The organism is Lysinibacillus sp., assembly GCF_032093475.1.
Classification (GTDB): domain Bacteria; phylum Bacillota; class Bacilli; order Bacillales_A; family Planococcaceae; genus Lysinibacillus; species Lysinibacillus irui.
Genome location: NZ_DAMDAY010000090.1, coordinates 1 through 19,293, shown reverse-complemented (window position 1 = coordinate 19,293; position 19,293 = coordinate 1). Strand labels below are relative to the sequence as shown.

Sequence of the window (19,293 nt, the reverse complement as noted above, 5' to 3'; positions counted from 1 at the left end):
TTTACTTTTGTACGAATTAACGCTTTGGAATTATAGCTGTTTAGATCATCTGAAAGTGCGACTTTACTCATTAAAATGGCCCCCTGCATAAAAAACATTTACTATTAAATTAATACCCTAAATGTATAAGAAAAATATACAAATTTCAACATGAATCAACATAATTAGCTTAAAGGGCGTGCTATTTATAGTAAATATAGGTATTTTTATGCGGGGGTATCATGAAAAAATGACTATTTTTGTTACTCGTATACGTGGAAAAGCATAAGCTCATGAATCATTTTTTTAACATCTTCCTCATTTGGAGGAATGGATCCTATCCATTGAATTGTGCCGTCCTTTAAATACTCAGCTGCATATCGTTCTCGCAGATAAAAAAACGAAATGGACCATCCTGGAAGTTGAGTATTTTCAAATAAAGGTTTAAAACTGAAATGCTGAATCATCATTTAACCCCATTTCTGTACTATGTAGTTCATATTATTCAAGGATAACGGTATTTTTGCAACTATTCGCTTTTCATAGATAGTAATAGAATAAGTTTGATATTCTAAAGAGGGTATTTCTTTCGTTGAAAAACATTGCTCTGCTATAATGAGTGCAGAAGGCGACAAATTACGCCAATCATGAATACAATTGAAATGAGAGGATACTAATGGACAATTTTCTAGTGACATTACTTTTTATGGCAATTATTGGGGCTGCTATTGGGGGCGTAACAAATCATTTGGCCATTAAAATGCTTTTTCGCCCACATAATGCGATATATATTAAAAATTGGCGTGTACCATTTACACCAGGACTTATTCCAAAAAGACGTGATGAATTGGCGAAGCAGCTTGGCCTTACAGTCGTGAATTATTTATTAACGCCTGAAACATTTAGAAAGAAATTTTTCTCAAAGGATATCCAGGACAAAGTAGAACATTTTGTGCAAACAAAGGTTGAAGAAACAATCTTTACAAACGATAAAACAATTCAAGATTGGCTAAACTTAGCGGGCTTTTCACACATGCCCAGTACCATTGAGCAGAAGGTTGAAGCGATTGTTGAGGGACAATTTGCGTCAGTAAAGAATACACTATCAACAAAATCAATTCGTACACTGTTGTCTGAAGATATTCAAAATACAATTGATGCAAAAATTCCTGTAGCCGTACATCATATTTTGGAAAAGGGTGAGGATTATTTTTTATCACCTGAAGGCGAAATGACGATTAAGGCAATGATTGATGACTTCTTATCATCCAAGGGGTCTCTTGGTGGTATGATCAACATGTTTTTAGGTGATTCCTCCTCACTAGTTGGAAAAGTTCAACGTGAGCTTGTGAAGTTTCTACAAGCACCAGGAACTTCAACTTTACTAACGAAAATATTTACACAGGAATGGGAAAAATTAAAAGATCGACCAGCAATGGACTTTTTACAAGATATTCAATTTGAGCCGATTTTATCGAAATTACAAGTGTATGTAAAAGAGCAATTAGCTATTTCTGAACGTTTAAATCAACCGATTTCTTATTACTGGCCTGAAGGAAATGAGTGGGCCAAATATACGGTAATTCCACAAGTTATTGACAAAGCTTTTGTGAAAGCAGAGGAAAAACTTGAGGATGTATTAAAACGTTTAAATCTACAAGAAGTTGTTCGAGAACAGGTAGATTCCTTCCCGGTAGCAAAATTAGAGGAGCTTGTATTAGGTATTTCAAAACGTGAGTTTAAAATGATTACCGTATTAGGTGCAGTTCTTGGTGGATTGATTGGGATTGTGCAAGGGTTAATTGTTTACTTTATTTAAAAAGGAGATTGTATAAATGATTAATATTTATAATGACATTAATGCGCTTGAGGCAACATTCCGTAAAACTTCTGAGTTTGAAGCTTTAAAGGCTGCTGTTGAAGTTGTAAAAAATGATGAAGAGGCATTAAATGTCTTTAAAAACTTCCGTAAAATCCAAATCGATTTACAGAAAAAACAACTAGCTGGTGAGGATATTTTGGAAGATGAGCTTGTCTATGCACAAAAGGCGGCACAGCTCGCACAGCAAAATGAAAAAATATCAACTATGCTTGAAGCTGAAATGAAGTTAAGCAAGGTGATCGAAGAAGTGAATCGTATTTTAATAAAACCGATCCAAGGCTTATATGAGGGGATTCAATAAGATAATAGCAATTTAAAAAGGAATAATTGTCCTAAGAATTGCACATATAACAAGTAAGTAAAAGAACGTGTATCCGCAAGTGGTCGGTACACGTTTTTACTTTATGTTTCAATCTAAGCGTATTGGAGGTTAATATTATGCATGTACTTATTGAATGGACCTATAAAACACCTAAAGGAGCAACAACTGTTTTACGTTCTGAAGAAATGCCAGCCGCTCAAGCTTTATTACTTGCAGAGGATATGGAGAAAACGGGAAGAGTTAAGTCCCTTCATTGTATTGATCGACAAAATACAAATTGGACATTAAAAGAACTAAAAGCATATTTAAAGGAAATAGATACAGAGCCCCATAATATTACAGTCTATTTTGATGGAGGCTTTGACAGGGGGACAAGGCAGGCAGGGCTAGGGTGTGCCATATATTATGAACAAAACGGTAAGCCTTATCGTTTAAGAAGAAATGCCTTTTCATCAGAGCTTAAATCAAATAATGAAGCAGAATATGCAGCGCTCTATTTAGGCTTAGTGGAGCTAGAATTATTACATGTTCACCATATACCTGTACGCTTTATAGGAGATTCGCAGGTGGTCATCAATCAGTTAAGTGGCGAATGGCCAGCATTAGAAAAGGAATTAGCAAGTTGGGCAGATAAAATTGATGCTAAGTTAGAGCAGCTTAGCATCCAAGCGGAATACCAGCTTATTTCGCGTAAGGACAATTCAGAAGCGGACCGCCTAGCTACCCAAGCATTAAATGGTATCGATATTACTGGTTTGAGTGAGATTGTTAAAGAATAACGAATGATGAAACCACCAGTAAATTTTCACTGGTGGTTTATCGCTTCTAGCTATTATGCAATGTTAAGCTTAATGTTAGATTCACTAAAGTTGCATCACTTTGATTATGATTGAACTCCGCATGAAAATAAACGTTATCGAATTCAAAATCAGCATAATAAACAATATCATCAGGATTTTCAAATCTTTCAAATGAACTAATTTGAATGCCTTGACCAACAGCTTGTTCCAGATCTGCTTTTGTTACGTTGTTTCTAAAATTCGATAAATAAAAATGGCTAATTGGGATTTCATCTTCACCTAGGCAAAAGAAATAATCTTCGTAGAAAGAACATAGGCCTCCTTCATAAAAGTCTTCATAATTTGGAGTACCCGCTTTAATCTTGGCAGTAGGATAAGAATCTCCAAAAATAATGCCAGTTTGAAAGAAATTATGATTTAGAAGAGTAAGTAAGCTATCATTTTGAATAATAGGTAATCCAGAAAAAAGCTTAGTTGTACCATATTCATTTATAATTGTATGGTCTAGAAGTTTATAGTGTTCTGAATAACTTTCTGCTTGGATACTAAATGAATTAGCACTGTCTATTACTAACTCTCTATTCATTGAGAGGTTATAAGTTTGACCGCTAATAATTTTGTTGTTGTCATTTGAAACTTTTAGTAAGTGAAGCACCTCAGAATAGTTAGATGCATTAGCATTAAAAACTGTAATTAAGGGTATCTCCTTATTGTCTTGTTCCTTCAAATAGCCTTTAAAACGTACTTCTCCATGAATAGGTGTCTCTTCTTGTAGGGAAGTCCATAACGACCATGTTTTGTTTTCTTTATTGTATTTACCTATGATATAACCATAGTGTGTTCCATTATAACCTATGAAAATTTCAGGTACTTGATCTCCTTCAAAATCTACCATTTTAGAATATGTATCTTCACTATTAATATTCAGATTACGATACCATGAACTATCAAATGCTAATTGTTGCCACTCATCAGTAGAAAAATTTAAATCTTCTTCATTAGAAGAATTGGCAGGCTCTGGGACAAAATGTTCTTCTGTTTGTTGAGCCTCACAAGCAAATAATAAAAGGCTAAATAGTAAAATAGGTATAATTAACTTTTTCAATACAACATCTCCTTATAATAATAATCAAGTAAGAATATAACATATTAGAAAAAATAATATAATATTGTTTAATTCCTCTTTTTAGTTTATTTTATGTAGTATCTATAATGTATTTTTCAGTTTTCGATGAAACTTTTTCCATGTTAAAACTACTACTCCTATGAATCCAAACAATAAGGAGAGATTTTATGAACATGAAAAAATTTGCACCTGTAGCCATGACTGCATTATTAGTTGGAAGTGCCGTTGTGCCAGTAGCATCAGCAAATGAACATACAACGACAGCGGAGGTTCCACAAATCCAAATAGATCCAGTACATATTTTCAATAATACTCGCGGTACTGTTGATGATATTCGTGTTGGAGAAAACATTACATATTACACAGTCAAAGATGGCGAGCAAACAAATGTATTAGAAATTACTAAAGATACGCTTGTATTTGATAATACTGGAAAAAAAGTAGCGCTTCAAAAAGGTGATAAAGTGATCGCTTATACATTTGCTAATAAGCCTCAAAAATATATTTATCCACCGCAATTTAATCCTGAGGTTGTTATTGTTGAATCTGAAAAAGTGGGCTTTGTTGAAGTGGATTATTTCTTTGAAGATTTAACTAATACGTATGATATTCTAAAATTAAATATTGGGAAAGAGACAGAGCTACTCAATGTAGAAGGTGAAAAGGTAGACGTTAAAGATTTAGCAGAGCAGCATCTAGTTGTTTTCTATACGGCATCTACTAAAAGTATTCCAGCCCAAACAACACCATCTAAAGTGATTGTTCTTAATGATAATTCAGCAAATACGACAAATCCAGTAAATGAAGAAATTGAGAGCATCATCGCATTAGATTCTTATGATTTAGCTGGAACAAAAATGGTGCCATTACGTGTCATTGCTGAAAAGCTAGGATATAAAGTGGAATCTACAAGTAAAGGGGCTATTCTTTCAAAAGGAAATATGTCTTACACACTAACTCGTGGAGACAAAACATTTGGTTATAACAAAGCATTGCGTACATTAACCGTAGCACCAACACTAAAAAACACAAAGACATATGTACCTGTTGAATTTGTTGAAGATTATTTAAAATAAAAGAAATAGTAGTATGCCAGGATTTCCTGGCATACTATTTTTTAATTTACCTGTCATTCAGCAATTCTCAAGGCATATGGACTTATTCGAGGACAAGTAGGTTGGATACCTTTTGGCAAATTGTTGAAGACATTCCTTAAAGGATACTGTCTTCATAAAGGTTTTAGCTAATGTCATTTCATCTGAATACAGCACAAATTGCTGGAAGTGTTGTTGAATAAAATCTCTTACTTTTTCGTAGTGCTTGTTGATAGAAATTGCACCATATATTTCTTGCTGGTCAATAATGTAGATAAAATCACACAGAGCTTTATGTGTACCGTATTTAAATAAGACAGTCACATATAATGTTTTTTCATCACAACGATCTAAATCAAACCGGTGGAATATTACTTCTATTTGATGAATAAAGCTCGAAATGGCTGTACGGTTGCTATTTTTTAAAATAAACACTATCAACACCACCTTTTGTAAAAATTATAATGACAAATAAATAGATTGTCTATTTTAAACTGAATATTCTGTTATTTATAAGTTTCTCATTGTAACTTTGCTTAAAGTCATAGAAATTTGTTAAACTTAAATCTGCAATATATCAGGAATAAGAAAAGAAGAGAGCGAAAGTAAATGAAAATTATTCACATAGATCAAAAATATCCTGAAGATTGGATTCGCGTACTAAATCATATAGCGAATTTATTTTTTGAGGATTCAAAGCTGAAGGTTGATTCAAATGGAGCAGATATGTCCGCTTCATTTGATTATCTAACTGATGACAATTTTTCCATATCCACAAAAGCAGTTCTGAATGTAGATGGAAAGCAATATAAAAATGAATACAGCATAAAATACGAATCAGCTGCAACTGGTCGTGAGCTAAATATTCGCATTAAACGTGCATTGTCACACGTGTTTTTAGATGTTCTGGAGCAATATACTGGGATGCATCAACAGTGGGGGATTTTAACAGGTGTGCGTCCAACTAAGCTATATCATAAATTTAGAAAAGAAGGCAAAACGGAGCAAGAAATTGCCGATCTTCTTATTCGTGATTTTCGTTTATCAGAAGACAAGGTGGCACTTTTAAAGGAAATTGTAGAACGACAATTAGTAACCATTCCTGATATTGATGAAATTGGTCAGGAAATCAGTGTCTATATCGGTATTCCATTTTGTCCAACGAAATGTGCCTATTGTACATTCCCAGCCTACGCCATTGGTAGCAACCGTAAGCAAGGTCGTGTGACTACCTTTTTAGACGGCTTACACATTGAATTGCGTGAAATGGGTAAATGGCTGAAGGACAATAATATGAAAATTACCTCTATCTATTGGGGGGGCGGTACACCAACTTCAATTGAGGCAGATGAAATGGATGCCTTATATCAAACGATGTATGAATCATTCCCAAATCCAGAAACAATTCGTGAGGTTACAGTTGAAGCGGGAAGACCAGATACGATTACACCTGAAAAATTAGCAGTACTTAAAAAATGGGGCATTGATCGTATTAGTGTTAATCCACAATCTTATACAGATGAAACATTAAAAGCAATTGGTCGTCATCATACGGTGCAAGAAACGATTGATAAGTTTTGGCTTGCAAGAGAATCGGGAATGAATAATATTAATATGGATCTAATTATTGGGTTACCGAATGAGGGAATTGAGGAATTCCAGCATTCATTAGAGGAATCTGCTAAAATGCAGCCAGAGTCGTTAACGGTTCATACATTATCATTCAAACGTGCGTCCGAGATGACTCGTAATAAGGATAAATATAAAGTAGCAGATCGTGATACGGTGGCTGAAATGATGGAAATGGCACAGGTTTGGACAAAGGAAAATAACTATGTTCCTTACTATTTATATCGTCAAAAAAATATTTTAGGTAATTTAGAAAATGTCGGCTATAGTAAAGTTGGTGAAGAAAGTATCTATAATATTGTCATTATGGAAGAAGTACAAACGATTTTAGGAATAGGCTGTGGAGCCTCTTCTAAATTTGTTCATCCTAAGACGGGAAAAATCACACAATTCCATAATCCGAAAGATCCAGCAGCCTATATTATGACCTTTGAAGATGCGATTGGGAAAAAACTAGAGTTTTTAGATGAATTATATAATGGATAAAATAAAGGCAATCTGAGTTGTTCAGATTGCCTTTATTGTTTGAAGCTTTTGTAATGTACAGGCCATTTTTAGAATAATGGCATCCTCAAAATAGGTTGGATCATAGCCTGTTATTTCTCTTATTTTATTTAAGCGGTAAGTAAGTGTATGACGATGAATGTTTAATTGTTGTGCACAAAGCTTCAGCTGTAAATTACAGTCAAAAAATGATTGTAATGTATCTAGCTGTTTAGCATCTAAGTTTTTAAGAATGCGATGTTGAAAGGCTTGTACTTCTTCTGATTCTCGAGGCTTAAAAAGGGAAAATAACTCGACGTCCTCAAAAAAGGTTAATTCATTTTGGATTGTAGCAAATTCAAGCGCAGTTCTAGCGCCTTGGTAGCTATAAGGAAGCTGTGATAGATGTTGGACAACAGGACCAACTCCTATTTGAAGCGAAGGTAGCTTCTGTTTTTGCTTGCGTAGTGCTTTAATAATGGGGCGACAACTCTGTTCTCCATAATTTGACAGTAAGATATAATATTCCTGTAATTGGCTATGTCCCGCAAGAATAGGCTGTTTGTAAAATAAATCCTCAAAAAAGAAAGGGATTGTATTTTCGGCGTATGACGTTTCATTTAAGCTTACTAAAATCACTTGAAAGGGTGCTAGTAGTGAAAAGGGGAGTTTCTGAATTCGTTCATTTAATGCAGCATCGAGCTTACTGCCGTGAACGAGCGCTTCAAATATGTAATCATTATTTTTCCGTTGCCATTCGCTTTTTGATTCAACAATTGCTTGATGTGTCATGATTTCTGTTGTTAGTTGCACAAGATTGGCAATATCAAGCATGTCATCTGATTCTCCTGTTATGCCAATAACACCCACCACTTCATCCTGATACATAATAGGCATATTAATGCCTGGTTTCGTATTTGGATACAGCTCTATATTTTCTTCATTAATAATCAATGTCTTTTTTGTTTGTGCCACATAAAGTGCACCTTCATGAATTTTTTCCACCCTCATTTTATCGCCAGAGGCTAAAATGACTCCACTTGGGCTAATGACATTTATATTGTGACGTAAGCGTAACATCGTTTGGTGTACGATTTCTTCTGCTAATTTTTTCGTCAACATGTTTATACACCTCGCATAAAAAAACTCTGTTATAGGACAGATAAATTGTACACCTATTATAATGTTTTCTGAATTTATTGTCATTATAATAAATTGTAAGCGCTTAACTAAGAAAAAATTTAAATATCAAGGGACGACAAAAGTGGAGGTAGAGCATGAAAGTCATAATTAGTCCAGATTCCTATAAGGGTACGCTGTCAGCTGTGGAAGTGGCAAAATCAATGCAAAGAGGGATCTTGGATGCGGATCAATCGATTGAAACAATGATATTACCAGTTGCAGATGGTGGAGAGGGCACACTGCAATCGCTTATCACCTCTACTGAGGGTCAATATTTTTCAGTAAATGTATTAGATCCATTGGGAAGAGCTATCCAGGCTCAATATGGAGTATTAGGAGATCAAGAGACGTGTGTGATAGAGATGGCTCAAGCATCTGGGATTATGCTGTTACAAGACAATGAGAAAAATCCTAATCTAGCTACATCATATGGAACGGGTCAATTAATTAAAGCTGCGCTCGATCAAGGCTTTAGAAAGTTTATTATCGGCATTGGAGGAAGTGCTACAAATGATGCGGGGATTGGCATGCTAAAGGCATTAGGAGTGCGATTATTAGCAACGGATGGTTCAGAGCTTGAGAATGGCGTGTTAAATTTAGAGAAATTAGCTACTATTGATATTCGACAGATGGATGCTAGATTAGCAGATGCCACATTTACGATCGCTTGTGATGTTGATAATCCGCTCATAGGTGAACGAGGGGCAACAGCCATTTTCGGTCCTCAAAAAGGTGTCAAAAAAAATCAAATAGTACATTTTGATAATTGTTTAAAACATTTTGCAGATATTGTAGAAAAACAATTTTCCATTCGACTTCATGATTATAAAGGTGCGGGAGCTGCAGGGGGAATGGGAGGAGCTTTAATTGCATTTTTAAAAGGAACGTTTCATGCGGGAATTGAAATTGTTTTGGGTGCTGTCAAGTTACAGGGCCATTTAGCAGATGCGCAATTAGTGATTACGGGGGAAGGAAAATCCGATCTACAAACATTACATGGTAAGGCTCCATTAGGGGTGGCGAAAGCTGCTAAGCAAGCAAACGTAGAGGCAATATTATTGTCTGGTGGGATTGATGTAAAGGCAAAGGGGACATTGCAAAAGTATTTTTCAGTTGTGGAGTCATTAGTAGATCAAGAGGTCACTGTTCAGCAGGCCATGCAAGAACCTGCTCACTTTATTCGCTTAAAAATAAAGAAAATTATTGAGTGTTACATACAAAAGGGGGATGACTAGATGTTGTTCATCATTATTTTAATAGGGGTATTGTTTGTAGTATTGGGGACGGCTAAATTAAAGCTTCACCCGTTTTTAGCGCTATTAATTAGTGCCTTCTTCGTTGGGATTGCTTCAGGAATGCCATTATTAACAGTAGTTGAAAGCATAAATACTGGATTTGGTGGCTTGATGACAAGTATTGGACTAGTCATTATCGCTGGAACGATTATCGGCTTAATATTAGAAAAATCAGGGGCTGCCTATCGAATGGCAGAAGTGGTATTACGAATTGTAGGTCCAAAGCGTCCGCAATTAGCGATGTCTTTAATCGGTTACATTGTGTCCATTCCAGTATTTTGTGATTCTGGCTTTATTATTTTATCCAGCTTGCAGAAGTCTTTAGCAAAGCGAGCAAATGTAACCATTGCTTCAATGGCAGTAGCTTTAGCGACAGGCTTATTTGCGACACATGTATTAGTACCTCCAACTCCTGGTCCTATTGCAGCTGCAGGGAATATTGGTGCAGCAGATTATTTAGGTACAGTTATTGTTATTGGTTTATTAGTAGCGATACCAGCGACATTTGTAGGCTATCTATGGTCGGTAAAAGTAGCGACAAAAATTAGAGTACCTGAGGATGAGGTAGAGGCATTGGATTATGAGGAAGTTATTAAATCCTTTGGCAAAATGCCATCAACTTTTAAAGCATTTTTACCAATCGTTCTGCCAATTGTCTTGATTGGTCTAGGTTCGATCGCAGCATTAGTGGGTGATACAGAGTCGACATTCAATACAGTTTTTAAATTTTTAGGCTCCCCTACAGTAGCTTTATTTTTAGGGGGAGCAGCGGCATTTTTATTACTTCCTGAAATCAATGAAACGACATTAACTGGCTGGATTGGTGAGAGTTTAAAAGAAGCGGCTCCTATTTTACTGATTACAGGTGCTGGCGGTTCATTTGGGACCGTTATTAAGAATGCTGGAGTCGGAGAACTTCTACAGGAAATGGATTTAGGAGTGTTTGCATCAGGTACTTTATTCCTTCTTGTACCGTTTATTGTAGCAGCAGCATTAAAAACAGCTCAAGGCTCTTCCACAACAGCCCTTGTGATCACATCTACTTTAGTAGCACCAATGCTTGTGACACTTGGAATTGAAGGGGCGGTACCTTTAGCATTAGTGGTAATGGCAATTGGTGCTGGCGCAATGACAGTTAGCCATGTCAATGATAGCTTCTTCTGGGTAATTACACAGTATAGCGGTATGGAAGTCACACAAGCCTACAAAGCACAAACGTCTGCAACCTTATTACAAGGTCTAGTGACAATAATTATTACGATGATATTATGGTGGATATTCGTTTAAAAAAAAGGAGAGCGGCCCATGGCTAGCTCTCTTTTTGTATAATGAAAAAATAGAAAGGAAGTTAGTAGATGAAAAAAATAATAGTATTGCTCCTTTGTATTTTTTTATTAGCAGGCTGTACGGAAGCAATCCAGACAGAAAAAATCCCTGTAACGGCTGGCCATGATATGCGCGTTCATTTTATTGATGTAGGTCAAGGGGATTCTATATTAATAGAGTCACCAAATGGTAAAACAATGCTTGTAGATGGAGGTGTAAAAGGAGCTGGCCCGCAAGTAGTTTCTTATTTAAGGGAAATTGGGGTGAGTAAGCTCGATATAGTAGTGGCGACACATCCTGATGCTGATCACATTGGTGGGCTCATTCCTGTATTAAACTCAATGACAATTGAGCAATTTTACGATTCAGGAAAAGTACATACATCTCAAACATTTGAAGAAATGTTGACGCTGATTGATGAAAAAAATATTCCTTATGATGTACCGACGCCAGGTGACAATATTAAGTTTGATGAGGATGTCACTGTGAAAGTTTTAAATGCAAATGAGCAGGCATCAGATAATAATGATGCTTCGATTGTGTTAAAAATAGTTTATGGCAATGTCTCCTTTTTATTAACAGGTGATGCTGGAATAGCGTTAGAAAAAGAAATGATGCAATATGATGTGTCAGCAACAGTTTTAAAAGCCGGTCACCATGGATCGAATACTAGTAGTTCAGAGGATTTCATTCGTGCTGTAAAGCCAGAGGTCACGATATTAAGTTATGGGAAAGATAATAAATATGGACATCCACATGCGGAAGTGGTTGATCGATTGAAGGAGATTGGTAGTAAAATCTATGCCACGGCTGATATAGGAACGATTACTGTGACAACAGATGGGGTAAACTATGCGGTGAATGGGAAGGAAACCTCTGTGGCGAATACTGAAAAAACATCTGAAGTAGTTCCGCTGACGCCCGCTATTGAAATCACGAGCAAGGATTTAGTTGGTGAAATTGTAGGTATAAAAAATAATGGACAGCAAGCAGTTTCGTTAAAAGATTGGCAGCTTATCTCTATTGAAGGTAATCAAGTTTTTAATTTTCCTAATCTATCATTGCAGCCAGGAAAAACGATTTATATTACAAGCGGAGCCAATGCGCGAGAAGGGCAAAATTATTTAAAATGGACAACGAAGCAGATTTGGTTAAACGAAGGAGATGCTGCTCAATTACGTAATGAGAAAGGGGAACTGCTAAGTGAGCTCGACTAAATACACGTTAGACCGTATTGAAGATGGATATGCTATTTTCTTAAAGTTTCCAGATGAAGAGGAACAACTAATTATTATACAATCAGCCATAAACGAGCCTGTGCAAGTAGGAGATCGTGTGGAGATTGAAGAAAAAGACGGACATTACCATATAGAAATTTTAAAGGAAGAAACTGATCAAAAAAAAGCGGATATTCAACGCCTTATGAACCGTTTACGTAATAAACAAAAATAATGGATGACAAGCTGTGAGAAATTGACGCACAGCTTGTTTTAATGAAAGGAATTATGCATAATTTGTTATCCTAAATATTTTGAAAATATGCTAAAATAGTAGTATTAACCGGGAGCTAGGAGCGGACAAAATGTCGATAAGTACAATTATTTTTGATTTAGATGATACACTACTATGGGATAAAAAATCAGTCAAAACAGCCTTTGAAAAAACTTGTAATTATGCAGCAACAGTACATAATGTGAATCCTGTTAAACTAGAGGAGGCTGTTCGTCGAGAGGCACGCGCCCTGTATGAGGGGTATGAAACATATGATTATACAGTCTTAATAGGTATTAACCCGTTCGAAGGTCTTTGGGGGACGTTTGATGATACGACAGATTCTTTCCAAAAGATGAAAGAAATTGTTCCTGGCTATCGTGCAGAAGCTTGGACAAAAGGGTTAGCTGCTCTTAATATTGATGATGCGCAGTTCGGAGCTGAGCTAGGAGAGCGCTTTGTGGCTGAGCGTAAAGTATCACCATTTTTATATGAAGATACATTTGCTGTATTAGATCAACTAAAAGGAAAGTATCAGCTTGTATTACTCACAAATGGAGCACCAAGTCTACAAAACTTGAAGCTAGAAATCACACCTGAAATTGCCCCGTATTTTGATCATATTATTATTTCGGGAGACTTTGGCAAGGGTAAGCCTGATGCATCTATTTTTGAATTTGTTATGGAGAAAGCAAGTATTACAGCAGATGAGGCAATCATGGTTGGCGATAATCTTAATACTGATATTTTAGGTTCTTCCCGTGTCGGAATGCGCAATGTATGGATTAATCGTGAAAACAATATTGCCAATGGAGCTGTCACACCAACCTATGAAGTAGACTCTTTGACAGCATTGTTAGAACTTATAAATAAGCTATAATGAAAAAATGTACTGTCCCTTGTGGTCAGTACATTTTTTATTTTTCGATCCATCTATTAAAAATAGACATTCAGTGCAAGATATAAACTTGTAAAAGCTATAGCTAAACAAAGTTGAACAAAAGCGCTAGCAATCAAGAAACCATGAGGTTCACCAGCTTTTTTGCGATAAAGGATTTGCATGATTGAGTATAGTAAGAAAAAGCTATAAATAATTGTTGCATGAATAGTATGTTGGACAAGATAAATACTAAATAAAATACCTCCAAACAATAAAAGCATAATTAAATTGGCAATAGCATGCTCAACTGTCGCAGCAAAAAAGCGACGCTCGGTATGAGGCATTCTTTTTTTAGCAATCCATAATATGAAATGCGTAAGAAAGATAAATATATTACCAATGATCAATTTGGTTGACCGCTTGTCATCATAAAAATATATAAGTGAGTCCATTGATTCTTCGATTAAAAAGGCTTGCTGAGTTTCAACATTGAAGAGAATATCATTATTGAGTACCTTCCATTTCTCTTGAGAACCATCTGTATACAGTATGAATAAATCATAAGGTGTAAAGTAATCATTGCTTTCCCATTGTCCACTAGTAATCGAAATAGGGGAAGCCTCCTTCATTTTTTCTTGTAACTGAGTTAGTCGTTTGTTATCTAGGTAGCATTGTTGCGGTACATAAAGGCAAGTACCCTTTGGTAGAAAACTCTCTGTATTTTTATTGTCCTTTACATAAATTCGATCGATCATTTTATTAGAGTCTGTTGATCTAGGAGCAGTAGTAGGCTCTTGAATAAAGGATAAAAGTAATATAGAGAGAACTACTACAAATAACAATGCCACAGATGGAATCCTCCACATAGTCGTAGACGATTTTTTTCTCGTTGAGGAAGGGGCTGTTATTTGACGCAATAAATATTGTTCTTGCTGATCGGTTAATTTCAAATCATGTAAATGCTGCCATCCCTTTTTATAATTCTTCATCCATCTCACCTCCAAGCTGTTTTTTTAATGCAACGAGTGCTCGTTTTAATGTATTTTTTACCTTTCCTTCGTTCCAACCGAGTACTTCACAGGTCTCTTCGATTGATAGACCTTCAATTTTCCGTAGAATAATGACATCACGATATGTAATTTTTAGTTTACTAATGGCAAGATACAGAATCTTGGCATCTTCTTGTTGCATTAACCATTCATGTGGGGAGGGCGAGGATTGTTTTTCATGCTGTTGTAAAAAAGGGACAAATTGTATAAGCCTCTTCCGTCGAAAATGATCGTAGGCAAGGTTACGAGCAGTGGAACGAAGCCAAGCGAGTTGTGCTCCTTCTTTAATTGATTGTTGATAGTTAAAATAACGAACAAAGGTCTCCTGTGTAAAATCCTCTGCTAATGTTTCGTCATTCAGTAAGTAATATAAGTATTTAAAAATGGTTTGATTATGTAAGTGAAATATTTTTTCTACTTTCATTCCATACACCCCCTTTCCTTTAAAGACGATTAAGGTACTAAAAAGTATCATTTTTCCAAAAAGAAAAAGCAGAGAGTAGAAACTCCCTGCTTACGTTAGTCATTACTATAGGGTAATGGCTTTTACCTCATCAATATTTTCGAGTTGAGACACGAATACTAAATCTTCTTCTGTTACTACATTATCAATCGTAAGCATCATAACTGCTGTCCCACCAACTTGCGCACGACCAACTTGCATTGTGGCAATGTTGATATCTTTTTCTGCAAGCTTTGTTGCTACACGGCCAATGGCACCTGGTTTATCAGTGTTCTTAATGTAAAGCAGGTGACCTTGAGGAATAACGTCCACAACATAGTCTTCCACCTTAACAATACGTGCACCTAAACCATTTAATAACGTACCAGCTACTGTATGTGTTTCATTAGCTGTAATAATTTCAATTGTAATTAAACTTGTAAAGCCTTTTGCCGTTGTTGTTTTGTGCTCATTAATTTTCATGCCAATACGTTCAGACAAGTAACGAGCATTCACATCATTTACATGATTACCGTGGTTTTTAGATAATAAACCTTTTAATGCGTTTGAAGTTAATGGACGAACATCATAGTTTGCTACTTCACCAGCATAAGATAAGTTGATTTCTTTTACAGGCTCTGTTGTTACCTGTGATAAAAAAGAACCAAGTTTTTCTGCTAGCTCAAAGAAAGGTTCCACTTGTGCAAGAAGTTCTTTCGGAATAGATGGCATATTCACTGGATTTGTTACAGTACCTGTTTTATAGAACTTAATGATGTCATTTGATACATCAACTGCTACAGATTCTTGTGCTTCAATAGTAGATGCACCTAAGTGAGGCGTTGCGATAACTTGCGGTAACGTCAGTAGTTTATGATCTGTTGCAGGTTCAGAGACAAATACATCAAGGGCTGCACCAGCAACTTTACCTGCTACAATCGCATCATATAAATCGTCTTCATTAATGATACCGCCACGTGCACAGTTAATAATACGTACGCCATCTTTCATGATTGCGAATTTTTCTTTATTAATAAGATTACGTGTTTCAGGAAGAAGAGGAGTGTGTACTGTGATGAAATCTGCTGCTGCGCAAATTTCTTCAACTGTCGCTTTTGTTACACCTAACTCTTTTGCTCGTTCATCTGTAAGGAAAGGATCATATGCCATAACATTCATACGTTGACCCTTTGCACGATAAGCTACTTCAACACCAATACGTCCAAATCCTACAACACCTAAAGTTTTATTTTTTAGCTCTACCCCGACATAAGATTTACGATCCCATTTTCCATTTTTCAAAGTATTAAAAGCTTGTGGAATATGACGAGCAAGTGATGTCATCATCGCAATCGTGTGCTCAGCAGCAGAGTTCGTGTTACCATCTGGTGCATTGACAACGATAATCCCATGTTCAGTTGCAGCAGCAAGGTCAATATTATCAACACCCACACCAGCACGACCGATCAATTTTAAGTTTTTAGCTGCTTCAATCACCTCACGTGTCACAGTTGTTTGAGAACGCACAAGTAACACATCTACATCGGCAATTTTAGCGATTAATTCTTCTGGTGCTAGACCAGTGTCCACGATAATGTTTAAATCTAAGTCTTGTTCCTGACGTAGTGGGAAAATACCATCTTCACTTAGTGGATCAGCGATAAATACGTTAATTGTTTTTGTTGCAGTAGTCATTATAATTAGCTCCTTTTTAATAAAAATGATTGTGGTCTTACCAATGAGAGTCTGGAAGTTGTAAAATTCGAACATCTTACAGCATGCAAACAATCTCCTTTCTACTAGATCGAGAACAAAATAAAAAGCCTTCCACGCCTTACAAACACAGTTATTGTGTTGTAAGGGGCGAAAGGCTGAATAAACATTGGTTCGCGGTACCACCCTTAATTACTACTAGAAAAAATTATTCTTGCAGTCTTAGCTATATGCGTAACGTGCATGTGACGGATAAGCTTACTTAGGGTTGTTCGGCCTATCTATTCGGGAGTGGAACTATTATCGTAGAAATCACTGATTTACACCAACCATCAGCTCTCTTGGGATTTTCTTACGACTAGTGTGTCTCCGTCGTTATATTTTGTGTGATTAAATTTGTTAACATCATAATCCCTATTGTTCACCTTTGTCAACGATATTTCTAAAATACTTTAAAAATATTGACTTCAAAAGTCTGAATAATAACCAAACACGAACAATCTTTTTGTTAAACTATTATATTGTACGTCTTTTTGGAGGATACAATGAAAGCGCTAACGATATTTGAAAAGTCCGATAATACTAGGCTTCTATGTAGTTTGAGAAGAAAAAATTATATGGGAATTAACTGGAATAAATTAGCTGTTTCATACAAGTCCATGGTAGTTTCAAGTGTAGAAAGCGAACATTTTTCTCTGTCACAATTTAGACAAAAAATGTTTTTTTAGAAGGTAAACAGCCTGTTAGGGAAGAATGTTAGTTAAGGATGATTTGATTTGGGGGTGTAGTAATGAAATACGATGTTGCAATAATTGGTGCTGGACTTGCAGGGCTAGTTGCAGCTTGTGAGTTAATCGACGCAAAGAAAAAAGTTGTATTAGTTGATCAGGAGCCTGAAAATTCAATGGGGGGACAGGCATATTGGTCATTTGGTGGGATTTTTTTAGTGAACTCTCCTGAGCAAAGAAGGCTCGGAATTAAAGATAGTAAGGAGCTTGCATGGCAAGATTGGCAAGGGACAGCTGGCTTTGATCGATTAGAGGATGAGGATTCCTGGGCATATAAATGGGCTAAAGCTTATGTTGATTTTGCGGCGGGTGAAAAATATGATTGGTTAAAATCAAAGGGCATCAAATTTTTCCCTGTTGTTGGCTGGGCAGAACGAGGTGGTTCTCTTGCGGGGGGACATGGTAATTCAGTACCAAGGTTTCATATTGTATGGGGAACTGGTCCAGGCATTGTTAAGCCATTTGTTGATAAAGTAAAACAGGGGATCAAAGAAGGATATATTGATTTTAAACCAAGACATCGTGTAGATGAATTTTTGCAAAAAAACGGAAAAATTACTGGCATTAGTGGGACTGTACTAGCGGAAACTTTTATCAATAGAGGTGAAAAAAGCTCAAGACTAGGAATTGGAGAATTTAACTACGAAGCAGATGCTGTAATTGTTGCAAGTGGGGGGATTGGGGCTAATTTTGATTTAGTAAGAAAAAATTGGCCAGCACGATTGGGGACCCCACCTAAAAATATGGTTTGCGGTGTGCCAGCTTATGTTGATGGGAGAATGCTAGAAATCACTGAGCATGTAGGGGGTCGCATTGTGAATCGGGACCGAATGTGGCATTACACAGAGGGGTTAAAAAATTGGGATCCTATTTGGCCCAATCATGGAATACGAATTTTGCCGGGGCCTTCCTCCTTATGGTTTGACGCAGAGGGTAATCGATTTCATGCACCAAATTTCCCAGGATTCGATACGCTTAGCACATTAGAGGCTATTCAAAAAACAGGCTATGATTACTCGTGGTTCATTTTAACTGAAAAAATTATTGAGAAGGAATTTGCACTATCTGGCTCAGAACAAAATCCAGATTTAACAAACAAAAGCATTGGAGATGTTTTGAAACGAATCATGCCAGGTCCACCTGCTCCAATCCAAGCCTTTAAAAATCATGGTGAGGATTTTGTGATTGCTCATGATTTAAAAGAGCTTGTTGATGGTATGAATAAGCTGGCAGGAAATGAGCTACTAGATTTCATGAAAATTAAAGAGCAGATCTTGGCAAGAGACCGAGAAATGGACAATAAGTTTACGAAGGATTTACAGGTTAATGCCATTCATGGAGCAAGGAATTATATTGGCGATAAATTGGTGCGTGTTGCCAAACCACATAAAATGTTAGATCCTAAAAATTGGCCATTAATTGCTGTACGATTAAACATCTTAACACGAAAAACTTTAGGTGGCTTACAAACAAATCTGAATGGTGCGGTGTTAGGAATGGATGGTCAGCCAATACCTGGTTTATATGCAGCTGGTGAAGTAAGTGGTTTTGGTGGCGGTGGTGTTCATGGCTACCGTGCTTTGGAAGGCACATTTGTTGGAGGCTGTCTATTTAGTGGACGGAAGGTCGGGCGTTATTTAGCTCAAGAAAAATAAAATATGATGTAAGTAGCAGAAATAAAAGTTTTGCAAAGCGAGGGTTGATTTCCGTTCCGCCAGCGTACTTCCAGGGGACGTCCAATGAGCCACTTTACTCACTACGTTCGTTCTAGAGTAGTAAGCAAATTCATTTCTCTGAAAACTCAAAATAAAC

18 protein-coding genes and 1 other annotated feature are annotated in these 19,293 nt (G+C 36.4%); of the genes, 11 read left to right on the top strand and 7 right to left on the bottom strand.

Translation table 11 applies throughout. The features are described 5' to 3' along the window. Positions 1–242 precede the first annotated feature (242 nt). Positions 243–446 (bottom strand): YheE family protein, encoded by a 204-nt coding sequence (locus RT445_RS16980; RefSeq protein ID WP_274797379.1) that lies wholly within the window; start codon positions 444–446, stop codon positions 243–245. Positions 447–655: 209 nt separating this feature from the next. Here RT445_RS16980 and RT445_RS16975 point away from each other — a divergent pair, with 209 nt between their 5' ends. The 3 genes from RT445_RS16975 (at position 656) to RT445_RS16965 (ending at position 2,962) form a co-directional block, all read left to right on the top strand. Continuing rightward, positions 656–1,798 (top strand): DUF445 domain-containing protein, encoded by a 1,143-nt coding sequence (locus RT445_RS16975; protein ID WP_274794454.1) that lies wholly within the window; start codon positions 656–658, stop codon positions 1,796–1,798. A gap of 16 nt (positions 1,799–1,814) precedes the next feature. Beyond that, entirely contained in the window at positions 1,815–2,162 is a 348-nt protein-coding gene (locus tag RT445_RS16970; RefSeq protein ID WP_274794453.1) for a YlbF family regulator, read from the top strand. Positions 2,163–2,299: 137 nt separating this feature from the next. Then, a complete protein-coding gene (locus RT445_RS16965; protein WP_274794452.1) occupies positions 2,300–2,962 on the top strand; it encodes a ribonuclease H family protein in 663 nt (220 codons plus the stop codon). Between the two features lie 46 nt (positions 2,963–3,008). Here the strand turns inward: RT445_RS16965 and RT445_RS16960 are convergent, their stop codons facing one another. Then, complete coding sequence (locus tag RT445_RS16960) at positions 3,009–4,088, bottom strand: hypothetical protein (protein WP_274794451.1); 1,080 nt, start codon at positions 4,086–4,088, stop codon at positions 3,009–3,011. A 188-nt stretch (positions 4,089–4,276) separates the two neighbouring features. On the opposite strand from RT445_RS16960, the gene RT445_RS16955 reads away from it, so the two are divergent. Next, a complete protein-coding gene (locus tag RT445_RS16955) occupies positions 4,277–5,185 on the top strand; it encodes a copper amine oxidase N-terminal domain-containing protein (protein ID WP_312507322.1) in 909 nt (302 codons plus the stop codon). Positions 5,186–5,242: 57 nt separating this feature from the next. Here RT445_RS16955 and RT445_RS16950 read toward each other — a convergent pair whose 3' ends face one another. Continuing rightward, positions 5,243–5,638: a hypothetical protein gene (locus RT445_RS16950; protein ID WP_312507321.1), complete on the bottom strand. Its 396-nt coding sequence runs from the start codon at positions 5,636–5,638 to the stop codon at positions 5,243–5,245. Between the two features lie 174 nt (positions 5,639–5,812). Here RT445_RS16950 and RT445_RS16945 point away from each other — a divergent pair, with 174 nt between their 5' ends. Further along, on the top strand, positions 5,813–7,318 hold the full coding sequence (locus RT445_RS16945) for a coproporphyrinogen III oxidase (RefSeq protein WP_312507320.1): 1,506 nt from the start codon (positions 5,813–5,815) through the stop codon (positions 7,316–7,318). A gap of 21 nt (positions 7,319–7,339) precedes the next feature. On the opposite strand, the gene RT445_RS16940 is transcribed toward RT445_RS16945, so the two are convergent. Continuing rightward, positions 7,340–8,437 (bottom strand): CdaR family transcriptional regulator, encoded by a 1,098-nt coding sequence (locus RT445_RS16940; RefSeq protein WP_312507319.1) that lies wholly within the window; start codon positions 8,435–8,437, stop codon positions 7,340–7,342. 155 nt (positions 8,438–8,592) lie between these two features. On the opposite strand from RT445_RS16940, the gene RT445_RS16935 reads away from it, so the two are divergent. The 5 genes from RT445_RS16935 (at position 8,593) to RT445_RS16915 (ending at position 13,489) form a co-directional block, all read left to right on the top strand. Next, the gene (locus RT445_RS16935) at positions 8,593–9,732 is read left to right on the top strand and encodes a glycerate kinase (protein ID WP_312507318.1); all 1,140 of its coding nucleotides are present in this window, start codon (positions 8,593–8,595) and stop codon (positions 9,730–9,732) included. Further along, a complete protein-coding gene (locus tag RT445_RS16930) occupies positions 9,733–11,079 on the top strand; it encodes a GntP family permease (protein WP_312507317.1) in 1,347 nt (448 codons plus the stop codon). It abuts the gene before it with no gap. A gap of 68 nt (positions 11,080–11,147) precedes the next feature. Continuing rightward, complete coding sequence (locus tag RT445_RS16925; RefSeq protein WP_312507316.1) at positions 11,148–12,335, top strand: MBL fold metallo-hydrolase; 1,188 nt, start codon at positions 11,148–11,150, stop codon at positions 12,333–12,335. Continuing rightward, positions 12,322–12,570, top strand: coding sequence for a DUF3006 domain-containing protein (locus RT445_RS16920; RefSeq protein ID WP_274794443.1), 249 nt, complete (start codon positions 12,322–12,324; stop codon positions 12,568–12,570). The genes RT445_RS16925 and RT445_RS16920 overlap by 14 nt, the downstream gene beginning before the upstream one ends. Positions 12,571–12,700: 130 nt before the next feature. Beyond that, on the top strand, positions 12,701–13,489 hold the full coding sequence (locus tag RT445_RS16915) for an HAD family hydrolase (protein ID WP_312507315.1): 789 nt from the start codon (positions 12,701–12,703) through the stop codon (positions 13,487–13,489). Positions 13,490–13,545: 56 nt separating this feature from the next. Here RT445_RS16915 and RT445_RS16910 read toward each other — a convergent pair whose 3' ends face one another. From RT445_RS16910 to serA, 3 genes are all read right to left on the bottom strand, one after another. Then, positions 13,546–14,478 carry a hypothetical protein gene (locus RT445_RS16910; protein ID WP_313471050.1) on the bottom strand — a complete coding sequence of 311 codons (933 nt, stop codon included), beginning with the start codon at positions 14,476–14,478 and terminating at the stop codon, positions 13,546–13,548. Then, complete coding sequence (locus RT445_RS16905) at positions 14,465–14,962, bottom strand: RNA polymerase sigma factor (RefSeq protein WP_312507313.1); 498 nt, start codon at positions 14,960–14,962, stop codon at positions 14,465–14,467. The genes RT445_RS16910 and RT445_RS16905 overlap by 14 nt, the downstream gene beginning before the upstream one ends. A 105-nt stretch (positions 14,963–15,067) precedes the next feature. After that, on the bottom strand, positions 15,068–16,675 hold the full coding sequence (gene serA, locus RT445_RS16900; protein WP_274794439.1) for a phosphoglycerate dehydrogenase: 1,608 nt from the start codon (positions 16,673–16,675) through the stop codon (positions 15,068–15,070). 161 nt (positions 16,676–16,836) lie between these two features. Next, positions 16,837–17,078 (bottom strand) — a binding site (T-box leader). Positions 17,079–17,483: 405 nt separating this feature from the next. Here serA and RT445_RS16895 point away from each other — a divergent pair. Further along, positions 17,484–19,136 (top strand): FAD-binding dehydrogenase, encoded by a 1,653-nt coding sequence (locus tag RT445_RS16895; RefSeq protein WP_313471048.1) that lies wholly within the window; start codon positions 17,484–17,486, stop codon positions 19,134–19,136. Positions 19,137–19,293 lie beyond the last annotated feature (157 nt).

Coding starts and splice junctions, on each gene's coding strand:
- RT445_RS16980 (WP_274797379.1), bottom strand. CDS start 446: ATGATTCAGCATTTCAGTTTTAAACCTTTATTTGAAAATACTCAACTT.
- RT445_RS16975 (WP_274794454.1), top strand. CDS start 656: ATGGACAATTTTCTAGTGACATTACTTTTTATGGCAATTATTGGGGCT.
- RT445_RS16970 (WP_274794453.1), top strand. CDS start 1,815: ATGATTAATATTTATAATGACATTAATGCGCTTGAGGCAACATTCCGT.
- RT445_RS16965 (WP_274794452.1), top strand. CDS start 2,300: ATGCATGTACTTATTGAATGGACCTATAAAACACCTAAAGGAGCAACA.
- RT445_RS16955 (WP_312507322.1), top strand. CDS start 4,277: ATGAACATGAAAAAATTTGCACCTGTAGCCATGACTGCATTATTAGTT.
- RT445_RS16945 (WP_312507320.1), top strand. CDS start 5,813: ATGAAAATTATTCACATAGATCAAAAATATCCTGAAGATTGGATTCGC.
- RT445_RS16940 (WP_312507319.1), bottom strand. CDS start 8,437: ATGTTGACGAAAAAATTAGCAGAAGAAATCGTACACCAAACGATGTTA.
- RT445_RS16935 (WP_312507318.1), top strand. CDS start 8,593: ATGAAAGTCATAATTAGTCCAGATTCCTATAAGGGTACGCTGTCAGCT.
- RT445_RS16930 (WP_312507317.1), top strand. CDS start 9,733: ATGTTGTTCATCATTATTTTAATAGGGGTATTGTTTGTAGTATTGGGG.
- RT445_RS16925 (WP_312507316.1), top strand. CDS start 11,148: ATGAAAAAAATAATAGTATTGCTCCTTTGTATTTTTTTATTAGCAGGC.
- RT445_RS16915 (WP_312507315.1), top strand. CDS start 12,701: ATGTCGATAAGTACAATTATTTTTGATTTAGATGATACACTACTATGG.
- RT445_RS16910 (WP_313471050.1), bottom strand. CDS start 14,478: ATGAAGAATTATAAAAAGGGATGGCAGCATTTACATGATTTGAAATTA.
- RT445_RS16905 (WP_312507313.1), bottom strand. CDS start 14,962: ATGAAAGTAGAAAAAATATTTCACTTACATAATCAAACCATTTTTAAA.
- serA (WP_274794439.1), bottom strand. CDS start 16,675: ATGACTACTGCAACAAAAACAATTAACGTATTTATCGCTGATCCACTA.
- RT445_RS16895 (WP_313471048.1), top strand. CDS start 17,484: ATGAAATACGATGTTGCAATAATTGGTGCTGGACTTGCAGGGCTAGTT.